The sequence below is a fragment of the Lentilactobacillus kefiri genome (assembly GCF_007989105.1).
Taxonomy (GTDB): domain Bacteria; phylum Bacillota; class Bacilli; order Lactobacillales; family Lactobacillaceae; genus Lentilactobacillus; species Lentilactobacillus kefiri.
This window is the reverse complement of record NZ_BJVK01000002.1, coordinates 81,684-94,133: the sequence shown is the minus strand read 5'-3', so window position 1 is coordinate 94,133 and position 12,450 is coordinate 81,684. Positions and strand designations below refer to the sequence as shown.

Genomic DNA, 12,450 nt, shown 5'->3' with positions numbered 1-12,450 from the left:
CACCGTCCAAAATTACTTAACAGCATTAAATATCCATGTGATACCATACTTATCTACAATCTGGCCGTATTTGTTACCAGACGATTTCTTTTCAAAAGTTACAATCACTTTAACTTGTTCAGATTCCACTACCCGCTCATATAAATCCTGGAGCGCAGAAAGTGCGTCAGAATCATGGAGGTCGACTTCAAGCATCAATGAAATCATTGATGAAATAACCGGCTTACCCAGGAAACTGTCAGCACAAAAGACCTGCTTGCCCAGTACTTGAAAGCTTGCTTGCAGTGTAAGGTCGTCGAGATTGACATCGTCATTAAGTGACATGTCTTCTGCTTGTTTTTCTGTTGGGGATTCACGCTGAACGTTCGTAACACCAAAAACGGTTTGATAATAGTCCAAAGCCTCTTTGGTGTTTTCAAACGTCAGATATGGAATTAAATTGATATTATTCATTAGGCCAACAACCCTTACTTTTAAATATTATTCAAAGTTTAGAATACCGTTAATTACAATAGTTGTCAACGTTAACAAATTGTCGACGCCTATTCTAATAGGATATAACGTCCTTTCTGGTATCCTATTATGCAAAAGTGATAGACTTAAATTAAACGAATCGGGAGGAAGACTTTAATGAAACTTGCAATCACAATTTTTGTATTAAACGCTTTATACATTTCGATTAATACCTTCAGGACAATGTTGGTTGTCAAAGGTCACCAATTTCTGGCGCCGATTGTTGCGATCGGTGAGGAATTTGTTTACGTTATGGCTTTGGCGATTGCCTTACAGCATATCGACAGTCCATTGAACATCGCCGCTTATGCGGTCGGATTTGGTGTTGGCATTTACATCGGAATTGTTATTGAAGATAATATTGCCCTGGGCTATGTCAACTTCGAAGTGACTGTCCAGATTGATCCGACCAACCCGATTCATGCTCACAACGAGGAATTAGCTGAAAAGCTGCGTGATCTAGGATATGGGGTTACCGTCAGCCGAGCAGAAGGTCGTTCCGGAGCCCGTTTGGTACTCAGTATCTTGGCACCGCGAAAGGCCGACCGTCGTTTGATGGAACAAATTAAAGAGATCTCACCAGATGCATTCATCATGGTTCAAGAACCGGTTCAATTATCCGGTGGTTTCTGGAGTAAAGAAGTTGACCGTCGTTATCACTCAACAAATCATATGCATCATTAATCCTTGTCATCGTCAAATAATCCAAGTTGTCTGAGACTTTTTTCAATATCACTGACCGAATGACTGGTTCGTGGTGCCAACTTGGGTTGACTGGTCTTTGTTTGACTGATCTTTGGCTTATCCTCAATCCGCTGCGGCTTTTCTGCCGGCTTATGATGAGCCGGTTGAGGGGTTTCAGCTGATTGAGGACTTTTTTTGGCCATTTTGTCCATTCGCTTATTAAGCAGATGATCGACATAAACATTTCCCTTGTCGTCAGCATGGCCTTTGGTCCAGAAGTACTGAATCCGGGGAAATTCACGCAGATTGGCGTCAATCTGCTGCCAAAGCTGCTTATTCTGTAATTTGGATCCGTCAGCCTTCTTCCAGCCCCGTCGTCGCCATCCACGGAGCCATTTCTTTTGAATGGCGTTTAAAACGTACCTGGAGTCCATTACAACGTCGATCTGTTCATTTTGCATATTGTGACTCTTCAAGTATTTAAGAGCCTCCAAAAGGGCCATAATTTCCATTCTGTTGTTGGTAGCCCCAAACTCGCCGCCAGACCTGGAATGCTTTTGGTGACCATCTTTGATTAAAAATGCCCAGGCAGCTTTATCACTGGCTTTTACATGACCGTCCTTAACGTTACCGTGATTTCTGGAACCGCCATCGGTATATACGATGATTTCACGGTTGGATTTCTCGTGAGCCTTTTTTTCGGCTTTGCGGCGATCGGCTTTGATTTGCTTTTTGGATGGCACAAAGACTTTCTCAACGTTGGCAACTGTTCCACCCAAATAATCATCGGCTTCGCCTCGTGTTTTAAAGCTTTTAAACTGGGCACCGGAATAACCCTTAACCTGCTTTTCGGCATCCGGCCAAGTTGTGAAGATACCGGTCTTTCTTCCTTTTTTAACAGCATAATATTTCATACCAATGATGACCCCTCTATGTAAAAATTTAAGAATAAATATTAATAATTATTTATAATCTTTCCATCTACTTTGCAATTAGATAAATCTATGCGAAAATGTTAAGTAAAGGGGGCAAAGTTAAATGACCCAGACTAAAGCCACATTGATCTCGGTTGAGGAAGCCAAAGCGCTTTTAAAAGACCAATCAGATCAAATAAACGAACGTTTTCCCCGATTAAAAAAACAAGGTAAGTACATTTTACCCGATTATCGGTTAACAAGGAAACGCGAAGCTTTCAAAATTCGAAAGCATACATTTTTACAGCACCATGCCCGTTCTTACGTTGCGTTTGACTCCGAAAATGGCCAAACCCTTTGGATGCACAATTTCCCCAGCTTGACAGAGTCCCTGTTCTGGTTGGATACCGGCCTTAAACCCACCGATACCGATACCAATACATCGTACAAGTCTTGGAAGGATCTTCATCAAGAAGATATTGGCGCCCTCAAAGATATTTTGAAGGAACGCTCTCGTAAACGCAAGGAAGCTGCTGCAGCCAAAAAAGCTGCAATGGTGCCAAAGAAAAAGCCGGCTGCCGTTAAGAAGTCGACTGTTGCAAAGAAAAAGAAAGCCAATTAAGTTTGATTTTAAAAGCACTAAGTCCATCTTTGAAAGATTCCTTTCAGAAATGTGCTTAGTGCTTTTTGTTAATCGTTAAAATGATTTGTTACGTGCTTGGGTTCGGTTTGAACCAAAATCTTACCATCATGAATTGAGTACAATATCTCGGAACGTTCATTTAAGGCGTTGTAGAAGTTATTGTTATTCATAATGATGCAGTTGGCAGGCTTGCCAACTTCAATTCCGTAATGGTCGCTGACGTGCATTGCCTTGGCGGCGTTGGTTGTGACGAACTGATAGGAGTTCATGATGTCGTTGTACCCCATCAAGTGACCAACGTGAATCCCCATTTCAACTGGGTCCAGCATATTGCCGTTGCCCATTGGATACCATGGATCTTTAATATCGTCTTCACCAAATGCAACGTTAATTCCATCTTCGGACAATTCCTTAACCCGGGTCATGCCCCGACGCTTTGGATAAGTATCAAAACGGCCGCCCAAGTTGGTGTTGACCAACGGATTGGCAATAAAGTTGATATGAGACATCTTCAAGAGTCTGAATAATTTGTAGGTATAGGCATCGTTGTAAGAGCCCATTGCCGTTGTATGGCTGGCGGTTACTTTGTCACCCATCCCGCTTTCAAGGGCAAGGGTGGCTAATACTTCGAGGTTGCGAGATTCCGGATCATCGATTTCATCACAGTGAACATCCACCAATTTGTCCTTACTCTCAGCAACTTTCATCAAGAATTTCAGTGATTCAACACCGTAGTCACGAGTGAATTCAAAGTGTGGAATTCCACCGATAACGTCAGCGCCCATATCGGCAGCAGAGATCATCAACTCTTTGCCATTGGGATATGACAGAATCCCTTCCTGTGGAAAAGCAACTAGTTGGAGTTCAACCTGATCGGCAACTTCGTCTCGAACCTCGATCAATGCCTTTAAGGCCGTTAAATCCGGATCGGTAACGTCGACGTGGCTTCTAACGAATTGGATTCCGTTGGCAACCTGAATTTTGAGTGCTTTCTTGGCACGGGTCTTAACGTCGTCAATCGTCAATTTTTTCTTACGTTCACTCCAAATGCGAATTCCGTCAAACAGCGTGCCTGATTGATTCCATTCAGGATCACCGGCAGTTTGAGTGGCATCGAGATGCACATGGGGATCAACAAACGGTGGCAGCAGTAATTTATTAGTCGCGTCAATCACTTGTTCGTCATCCGTTGGCTCAATTGAAGGCGCAATTTTGACAAATTTACCATCTTCAATTTTGACATCGCTGGTTTGTTCAGCATTTTCAATATGCACATTTTTTATCAGCATAAAATCTATCCCTCACAATCACTTATTTAACAATATTATAGTCTATTTTAGGCATAGAGTTGGGTGCTTTCTGGGAATGTGCGATAATACATATGTCATTAACATTAGAAATTAGCATTCTTGCTAAGTGAAAGGTTCTGATTCATTGAACTTGAAAACCAGGTTGGCACTGCCGCAGATATTAACATTGGGATTCTTTATCATTATTTTGATAGGAACCTTTTTGTTGTCGCTGCCGATTGCCAGCCGATCCGGACATATGACCGGCTATATCAACGCGTTTTTTACTGCCACTTCGGCAACCTGTGTCACTGGAATGACCGTCGTCAACACCGCCCTGCATTGGAGCATCTTTGGAAAAATTGTCATTTTGATGTTGGTCGAAATTGGCGGTCTGGGCTTTATGACCTTTGCCGTTTTGCTATTCGTGTTTATGCGCCGCAAAGTTGATTTAACGACTCGGCTGCTCACCCAACAATCACTGAATCTGCAGTCATTTGCCAACACCAGTGCGGTTGTTTTTTTGGTTGTCCGTATTTCTTTGGCAATTCAAGTGTTGGGAACCGGGTTGATTTTTATTGATTTCTATCCCCGCTATGGCTTTGTGAAGGGCTTGGGGTACAGTATTTTTCATTCAATCAGTGCTTTTTGTAACGCCGGCTTTGACCTGTATGACAACAGCTTGGTCCGATTCCAGAATGATCCCTACCTGCTGTTTGTGTTAACCATTCTAATTATTTCAGGCTCCCTCGGATTTCTGGTCTGGAAAGATATTATCTTTTATCATGAAGACCATCATCTGAGCCTGCATACCAAATTAGCATTGACGACTTATCTTGGATTGATTTTGCTTAGTTTTGTGGTTTACATGTTAACCGAAGGAAACTTCGCTCAGGAAAGTCATTTGACGACCTTTCAGCGGATCATGAATACATGGTTCCTAGCGGTCACGCCACGGACTGCCGGCTTCTATACTTTGCCGGTTACTCATATCACCATGGGCGGCATGTTCTTTACGATGATTTTGATGCTGATTGGTGGAACCCCGGGATCCACTGCCGGTGGTATTAAGACCACCACCGTGGGAATTCTGTTGATCAGAGTGTGGTCAACGCTGCGCGGCAAACGGGACGCGACATTTTGGGGCCGCCGCTTCAGCAATGATAATGTTACCCGATCACTTTCGTTGGTATTTTTAGTCGCGGTGGTTTTATCGATTGCGACCATGATTTTAACCTTCACGGAAACCATCCCCAAAACTCAAGGGCTGGAATACATTACCTTTGATGTCATTTCAGCATTCGGAACTACTGGATTCAGTTTGGGACTGGTTGCCCATCTGAGTGTCATCGGCAAATTAATTTTTGCGGTGCTGATGTTCATGGGCAGAGTCGGAATCTTTACCGTGATGTATTCACTGCTCACGTCAAAGCGTCCCGAAGATGCTTTCAGGTATCCGGAAGAAAACGTAATGATTGGTTAGAGCGTGACGAGGCTCGGGAGATGCGGCTTCTAAGGGGGCTTTAATTAAAGCCCCCTTAGAAATGAGCATCTGGGCCGTCGGAACGCATTTTGAAGGCCGAAGGGAGTAGTCATTAGCATCAAAACATGTTCGATAAAAAATGAAAATTCAATTTAAAAAAAAACGAAGCACAATATTGAAAAAAGGAGCACCCTCATGAAACAAAATTATGCCGTCATCGGCCTTGGCCTCTTCGGTTCCAGCATCGTTAACGCTTTACTGGAACACGATCAGGAAGTCTTAGTCATTGATAAAAGTGAAAATCGGGTGAATGAATTTCGGGATCGGGCAACCGAAGCGATTGTTGCCGATACCCAAAACGAATTAGCCTTAAAACAGCTTGGAATTGGAAACTTCGACAATGTATTTGTGGCCATTGGAACTGACTTGGAAGCCAGCATCATGACGACCATGATTTGTGAGGAACTGGGTGTCAAACACTTGGTATGTAAGGCCGAAAATGCCCGTCATGCAAAAGTTCTGGAAAAGCTGGGCGCTGATGAAGTTATCCAGCCAGAGCGTGATATGGGTGAAAGAATTGCCCTTCACGTGATGGAGCCAAAGATTCTCAACGACTTGAAATTAAAAGGTGAATTATCGGTGGTGGAATTTGAACTCACGAATCCAAAGCTGTTCAATAAATCTTTGAACGACTTGAATTTGACCAACCGATACAAAATATCAGTGATTGCTTTATCCCACGCAGACGAAGAAGGCGCCATTATTCCAAATCAATCAACGGTTACCCAAGCCGGTGACATTGTGACGGTTATTGGAACTGAAAAAGACGTTGAGGCGTTTGAAGCAGTTGCAACAGCGTAAAAGAAAAGCCAACCGGAAAATCCGGTTGGCTTTTTTCAAACGATTACTTACCTGGCTTTTGCTTCAAGAAATGTTGCAAGTCTGATAATTGTTTGTTTCGCTTGATATCTTTTTTACGGTTAACTGGACGACGTCCTTGTACGCCGTGTGGATGACAAATTCGCATAATTAGACTCTCCTTATTTTGTATTACGATTTCATAATTCCAATAGACTAAATTATTATAATACAAGTTCAGGTCGGAACGCAAATCAATCTATCATTTCTCTATGATTTCTAATAAAATGTGGTATTCTTAATAGTTAAATGAATGGTTGAGGTGATTAATTTGACAGAACAATATCCACAAGCACTGACAATCGCTGGCTCAGACAGTGATGGCAGCGCCGGCATGCAAGCAGATTTACACACATTTTTCAGACGTCACATCTACGGAACGGCCGTTATGACCGCCGCAGTTGCCGGTAACAGTTACGGTATTCACGATTCCGTAACGCTGCCCACTTCATTTATCGACCAGGAATTCAAAGACCTGGCTGACGATTACCAAGTCAAAGCAAGTAAGACCGGGATGCTGGCAGACAGTGAACTGATCCGAACCGTCATTAAAAATTATCAAAAGTATGACTTTGGCCCACTGGTAGTCGATCCCGTGATTACCACCAAGCATGGTAACATGCTGCTGGAAGAAAGTGCCTACAAGACACTTCGGGATGAACTGATTCCTTTAGCAACGGTCATCACGCCTAATTTCTTTGAGGCTCAAAAGTTGGCTGAAATGGAAATCAACACCAAAGACGACATGATTAAAGCCGCCCAAAAGTTAAAAGATTTGGGTGCCGCCAACATTATGATTAAGGGAAGTCACCATCATCCCGGCCAAAAAGAAGTTTCCGACTATGTTTTACTTGAGTCGGGAAAGAGCTTTTGGCTGACCGGTGATTTCTTCGATACCGACCGTAAGAATGGGACCGGCGACAGCCTTTCCGCATGTATTGCAGCGGAACTGGCCCGAGGTAACGACGTCGAAACGGCCGTCCGAATCGCTAAGAAATTTGTGGACATCGCCATTGAAAATGAAATTAACGTTGGTCATGAATTTGGACCAATCAATCACTGGGCACCGGGATATCCGGATCCAACTGATTCAACAACAGAAAAATAGCCAAACAAACAGGCTGGGACAAAAGCGTCAACTTTTGTCTCGGTCTGTTTTTGTAATCCCATATCATTTAGTAAAGCGTGCGGCAATCGGCTGATTTCAGCCATTACCGCACGCTCTTTTTATCCAATGTGTCGCTCAAACTTTTTAAATCCAAATAATTGATCAATCCGGCCGAAATACTCTTCGGGGATTTTCAGATCAACAGCCTTGAGGTTATTTTCAAGTTGGCTTGGTTTGCTGGCCCCTGTAATTAAGCTGCTAATTCGTGGATCCCGCTTGGTCCATGCCAATGCAAAGGTTGCCAAATCGGTATCCAGCTCATTAGCCATTTTGATTAGCGCCTCAACCTTATCCAAGTTGTCATCAGTCAAAAGCGCTTGAATTTGATCCTGGTAGGTTGCCCGCGAACCAGCCGGAATCTTTTGGCCTTTGCGGTATTTTCCGGTCAACAGCCCTTGAGAAAGTGGTGAGAATGGCACAATTCCCAATCCAAGCTTGCCACAGACATCAATCAACTCATGTTCAATGTATCGATCAAACATATTGTATTGTGGCTGGACAACTGACATTGGATGCAGGCCAAGCTTTTGGATGACCAACTGGGCTTCTAGAATCTGAACCGGTCGCCATTCACTGACACCATAGTAGAGAATCTTGCCTTGGTCGACCAAATCACTCAATGCCATGAGTGTTTCCTCCAGCGGCGTATTGGGATCAAATCGGTGGCAGAAATACAGATCCAAATAATCGGTTTGTAAGTTCGTCAAAGACTGGTCAATCGATTCCATAATGTGCTTTCGTGAAAGTCCGCGGTCGTTGATACCAGGACCGGTTGGAAAATACACCTTACTTGAAAGGACCAATTCTTTGCGGGGAAATTCTTTAAGTGCCTTGCCCAAGAACCGTTCGGCTGCCCCACCACTATATGCATCAGCACAATCAAAGAAATTAATTCCCTTGCTGTAAGCGAGTTTCAAACTTTGATCAGCTAAATCCTGCTTCGAGGCACTGCTAACATCGGTCATCCAACTGCCTAAGGCTAGTTCACTGACTTTAAGGCCTTGTTTACCCAAATTTCGATATTTCATGGTTTACCTTCTTATTAGTTATTTCAAATTCATATCTTGAGTATATAACTTCTAGTGGGCTCGAAGTAAAGGTTATTTTTTAAAGTGTTCCGACGGTCGCAAGTATGGCGCAGCAGCTAGTCCTGTGGACGACGACCCTGATCGCTACACATAAATGCAAAACGACCATCAATGAACAAAAACCGTTCATTAATGGTCGTTTTGGACTTATGCACCGCAATCACCCAGGTCTCGTCGCACACTAATCCTTGAATACCTCCGTATTCTGCAGGTAAGTCATTTCATCCGTTGAGATCCGCGACTGCAGCTTTTCAGCCAGTGCGGAGTCAATTTTTCCGCTGACAAGTGAATCTTGAATTAATTCATACTCACTGTGGAAAGCCCGCATAAACATTTGATAGACAATGTTCATGTCAACATCTTCACCGTTGATTCGACGGTGGCGGGTTCGATAAAATCGCTTAACCATGTTGGTTTCCACACCATTATCAGCCTGTTGAGTCTTTAAGAAGTCCATGACCGCGTTAAATCCGGCCTGCTCAATTGGCAATATATTCTCGCCATGCTTTTCAAATTGTTCACGCCAATAGACTTCTTCCAAGGCAACCGGTGCGGTTAAAAATGCTTCTTGAGCCCGGTTCAAATCTTTGTATAGCCTGCCGACGTGGAGGCTAAATCGAATTCTTAGTAGAACGTTCTTCCAAATTTTTTCATCCGCGGAGAAATTGTTCAAATTCAAGAACTTTGTATAGTAGGTTAATTCATCTTCTGAAATTTTACCGTCATCAAATAACTGCTTAACTGCCTTCAGCTCCACTTGATGGGCCTCACTCATCAACTGTCTGCGCAGGTGGAAATTCGGTGTACTGTCGAGGACCAGCTGTTGCTGTAATGAATCAATCACAATCTGAGCCTCGGCGGGGTGCTCTTTTTCCTTTAACAGATCACTGATAGCAGCTTGGATCATTCGTTTAACCCAACGATATCGGGGCTTTTTTTGATCCTGGCTTGGCAATATGACCGGCACGAAAATTGTTGGCATAACCAGACTGGTCAAAATGACCACGGCAGCCACGAAAATCATGATGCCACGAAACGCAAATGGTTGCCCGTTAACCGTGTTTGGCATTGAGAAAGCCAATGATAAGGTAATTGTTCCATTGGCACCGCTAAGCGCCATAACGAGGCTGTCACGCCACTCGTGACGTGACTTAACCCGCCGTTTGAGCATGTATCGACTCCAAACCAGACGCAGTAATCCTTTTGTGAGGTAAACGCCGACTCCGATCAAGGTTAACTTAAAAATTCCAAGATCGGGATTGGGCGATTCATGAAGCGCCTTGATGACTTCGGGAAGCGACAGGCCCAGCAATACGAACACAATTCCTGACAGCATCCCGGAAATGATTTCCCAGACGTTGCTGGTAACGAGCTGCATCCGAGATGACGTTAAACGCAGCTTTTCACGCTCGGATCCCTGTACCAGTCCGGCGGCAACGACCGCCAGAATGCCGGATAATGCTAATTTTTCAGCCAGCAAGTACACAAGAAACGGTGACATCAATTGAATCAGCACCATAATAATCGGCGTGTCGTCATTGTAGCGAATCAAGAACAGCCGGGCACTGACGATTGCAACACCGATCAAACTTCCAAACAGCAAGCCGCCAAAGAATTCCCAAAGAAAAATGCCAACAGCTAATTTTAACGAGAAGGTTCCGGAAACAAAAGCCGTCAGCGAAAAGTCGAACAACACAATACCGGCCGCATCGTTGAACAATGATTCATGCTGCAATGTGCCCGCCTGCTCTTCAGCAATTGGGTTCGCCTCAAATATTGAATTGACGGCTGAGGCATCAGTGGGTGTCACGACCGCCAGCAATGCAAAGCACAATGTCAACGGCAGAATCGTCATCACAAGATGGAGTCCCGATCCAACGACCAACACGGTCACTAAGACCAGGCCGACTGCTAATGACAAAATATTCGTGATTGAGCGGCCAATCCAAAATCGTGAACTATTCTGGGCTTCATTAAAAAGCATCGGCGCGATAATTGCCAACGCAAAGGTTGAGGGATCTAATTGAAACCCTCTATAAACCGGCAGGATGGCCAATATGCCTCCCAACAAGATCAGGAAAAACGGCAAAGGGATAACCGTAATGTGCCGAGCTAAAATATTGGCCAAAACGACGGCTGCCAAGATAATGGTAAGTAGCAATACCATGTCCATTTGCTTCACCCCTCTGATTAATATCGGTTATAGTTTAGCACTGATTGCACGAAAAAAGCCGTGACAACACTTGAGTGCACGACTTGTACGAATCTAAGTTCCATTGTTAATTTATTGATGTCTTGAATACATGCCAACTTACCGGGTCCACTACCATTTATCGGGGCTCCAGATTCTTCCATCCAGTTCATCTTGGGACTGCTGAGCTCGCTTATCCTGCTCTTTAGCCAATTCGATAGTTGCTTGATAAATTGATTTGTTGATGAAAGATTGATCGTCATTTTTCAATTCCGTCAGCTGTTTAACCAGCCACTCTGTTGTATCAGTCATCTGTTTACTCCTCCTGATTGCGAATCATTTTAACGTCTTCTTTTAGACTCTCTACATTATTTTGTTGATCTTCAAGAGAATTAATGACCAGGTCAATTGCCTGCTGCTTCTCATCGCTTTTACCCTGCTTGGTTGACTGTAGCCGTTCAACCAGCCACTTCTCACGGTTGGCCAAACTTAAGGGCATCTCCGCACTCAAATACTGCAGATAATCAATCAGCAGTTTTTCTTTTTGCTCGGGATCCATGTAGCCAAACTGATCAACGACAAGCGGCTTCAAATACTGCATCCCAGCCTTGTGGGCAAATGCCTGCAACGGCCGCAACAGTTCAGAAATTGTGAACTGCTCGGATCCGCCGGCCTGAAAGTCTGCTTTGGCATCACCAAGCGTGACGACAATCCCCAGCTGCTTGGTCTTTACTGACCGGTTGGCGACAATGTAATTTCTGGTGAAAACATCGTCCATAAATTGTTTTAAGCTGGCTGGTGATGAATACCAGTACATCGGAAATTGAAAAATAATCCGGTCAAACCCTTTGAGTGCCGACTGTTCCTTCTCAATGTCGATGCCGTCCGATTGTCCATAAAGTTCATCGATCACTTGGTACTTCACATCGTCCAGAGAATAAAAACTGGTCTTGAGAAACTGTTGGGTACCGGAATCTTCAAATTTGGGATGGGAAATCAATATGAGTGTTTTCATTCAATTAATGAACCTTTCTATTTCGTTTAGCTTCAAAATAACTTATATTTAGATTGTAAACCAAATCATCATTAAAGGGAGTTTTAACTATGGCAATTTATAATGTTCATTCAACTTTACGTGATGTCGGCTCACAAACTATCAACACTGCAGGTGTCCACCAATTTATTGCCGACGAGCCAACCAAGTTTCGAGGCACGGATGCCGGTCCCAATCCTGTTCAATACCTGCTTGGCGCGGTTGGTGCCTGCTTGGGTGCCAGTGCAGCATCGTTGGTTCACCGTCCAGGATCCAACATCAAAATTAAGCAGTTCGATGTTGAAGTGACCGGCGAAACGGAACGCTTCCCAGATAAGTCTTCCCGGGTAAAAAGCATCCACGTTAAGCTGACCTGCAAGACCAATCTTGATAAGGAAGGCAACGACAAATTCATTCAAGATACCCTTCATCTCTGCACGGTTCATGATACCCTCAAAGATTCTGTCCCCTTTACATTTGAGATTACAGATTAATTGGGATTAAGATAAATTGAATAGCATTACTT

General features: G+C 43.8%; 14 protein-coding genes. 6 read left to right on the top strand and 8 right to left on the bottom strand.

Annotated features, from left to right (window positions below; translation table 11 throughout):
* Positions 1 to 12 precede the first annotated feature (12 nt).
* Positions 13 to 453, bottom strand: coding sequence for a VOC family protein (locus LKE01_RS01275; RefSeq protein ID WP_056980927.1), 441 nt, complete (start codon positions 451 to 453; stop codon positions 13 to 15).
* A gap of 177 nt (positions 454 to 630) precedes the next feature.
* Here LKE01_RS01275 and LKE01_RS01270 point away from each other — a divergent pair, with 177 nt between their 5' ends.
* Complete coding sequence (locus LKE01_RS01270) at positions 631 to 1,197, top strand: DUF2179 domain-containing protein (protein ID WP_054768831.1); 567 nt, start codon at positions 631 to 633, stop codon at positions 1,195 to 1,197.
* On the opposite strand, the gene LKE01_RS01265 is transcribed toward LKE01_RS01270, so the two are convergent.
* Entirely contained in the window at positions 1,194 to 2,111 is a 918-nt protein-coding gene (locus LKE01_RS01265) for a ribonuclease H family protein (protein ID WP_054768832.1), read from the bottom strand. The two genes, LKE01_RS01270 and LKE01_RS01265, sit on opposite strands and share 4 nt — an antisense overlap.
* Positions 2,112 to 2,235: 124 nt before the next feature.
* Between LKE01_RS01265 and LKE01_RS01260 the strand changes: the two genes are divergently transcribed.
* Positions 2,236 to 2,733, top strand: coding sequence for a hypothetical protein (locus tag LKE01_RS01260; RefSeq protein WP_056980928.1), 498 nt, complete (start codon positions 2,236 to 2,238; stop codon positions 2,731 to 2,733).
* A 68-nt stretch (positions 2,734 to 2,801) separates the two neighbouring features.
* On the opposite strand, the gene codA is transcribed toward LKE01_RS01260, so the two are convergent.
* On the bottom strand, positions 2,802 to 4,043 hold the full coding sequence (codA, locus tag LKE01_RS01255) for a cytosine deaminase (protein ID WP_056980929.1): 1,242 nt from the start codon (positions 4,041 to 4,043) through the stop codon (positions 2,802 to 2,804).
* 127 nt (positions 4,044 to 4,170) lie between these two features.
* On the opposite strand from codA, the gene LKE01_RS01250 reads away from it, so the two are divergent.
* Positions 4,171 to 5,526: a TrkH family potassium uptake protein gene (locus LKE01_RS01250; RefSeq protein ID WP_370444161.1), complete on the top strand. Its 1,356-nt coding sequence runs from the start codon at positions 4,171 to 4,173 to the stop codon at positions 5,524 to 5,526.
* A gap of 195 nt (positions 5,527 to 5,721) precedes the next feature.
* On the top strand, positions 5,722 to 6,387 hold the full coding sequence (locus LKE01_RS01245; protein ID WP_054768833.1) for a potassium channel family protein: 666 nt from the start codon (positions 5,722 to 5,724) through the stop codon (positions 6,385 to 6,387).
* Between the two features lie 43 nt (positions 6,388 to 6,430).
* Here the strand turns inward: LKE01_RS01245 and LKE01_RS12310 are convergent, their stop codons facing one another.
* Complete coding sequence (locus LKE01_RS12310) at positions 6,431 to 6,553, bottom strand: hypothetical protein (protein WP_261907085.1); 123 nt, start codon at positions 6,551 to 6,553, stop codon at positions 6,431 to 6,433.
* Positions 6,554 to 6,697: 144 nt separating this feature from the next.
* Here LKE01_RS12310 and thiD point away from each other — a divergent pair, with 144 nt between their 5' ends.
* Positions 6,698 to 7,552, top strand: a complete 855-nt coding sequence (gene thiD, locus LKE01_RS01240) for a bifunctional hydroxymethylpyrimidine kinase/phosphomethylpyrimidine kinase (RefSeq protein ID WP_056980931.1) — start codon at positions 6,698 to 6,700, stop codon at positions 7,550 to 7,552.
* Positions 7,553 to 7,671: 119 nt separating this feature from the next.
* Here the strand turns inward: thiD and LKE01_RS01235 are convergent, their stop codons facing one another.
* The 4 genes from LKE01_RS01235 to LKE01_RS01220 all read right to left on the bottom strand — a co-directional run bounded on the left by LKE01_RS01235 (position 7,672) and on the right by LKE01_RS01220 (position 11,906).
* Positions 7,672 to 8,640 carry an aldo/keto reductase family protein gene (locus LKE01_RS01235; protein ID WP_054768834.1) on the bottom strand — a complete coding sequence of 323 codons (969 nt, stop codon included), beginning with the start codon at positions 8,638 to 8,640 and terminating at the stop codon, positions 7,672 to 7,674.
* A gap of 241 nt (positions 8,641 to 8,881) precedes the next feature.
* Positions 8,882 to 10,873, bottom strand: coding sequence for a cation:proton antiporter (locus LKE01_RS01230; protein WP_056980932.1), 1,992 nt, complete (start codon positions 10,871 to 10,873; stop codon positions 8,882 to 8,884).
* A 150-nt stretch (positions 10,874 to 11,023) separates the two neighbouring features.
* Positions 11,024 to 11,203, bottom strand: a complete 180-nt coding sequence (locus tag LKE01_RS01225) for a hypothetical protein (protein ID WP_054768835.1) — start codon at positions 11,201 to 11,203, stop codon at positions 11,024 to 11,026.
* A gap of 4 nt (positions 11,204 to 11,207) precedes the next feature.
* The gene (locus LKE01_RS01220; protein ID WP_054768836.1) at positions 11,208 to 11,906 is read right to left on the bottom strand and encodes an NAD(P)H-dependent oxidoreductase; all 699 of its coding nucleotides are present in this window, start codon (positions 11,904 to 11,906) and stop codon (positions 11,208 to 11,210) included.
* Positions 11,907 to 11,995: 89 nt separating this feature from the next.
* Between LKE01_RS01220 and LKE01_RS01215 the strand changes: the two genes are divergently transcribed.
* Positions 11,996 to 12,418, top strand: coding sequence for an OsmC family protein (locus tag LKE01_RS01215; protein ID WP_054768837.1), 423 nt, complete (start codon positions 11,996 to 11,998; stop codon positions 12,416 to 12,418).
* Positions 12,419 to 12,450: the final 32 nt, after the last annotated feature.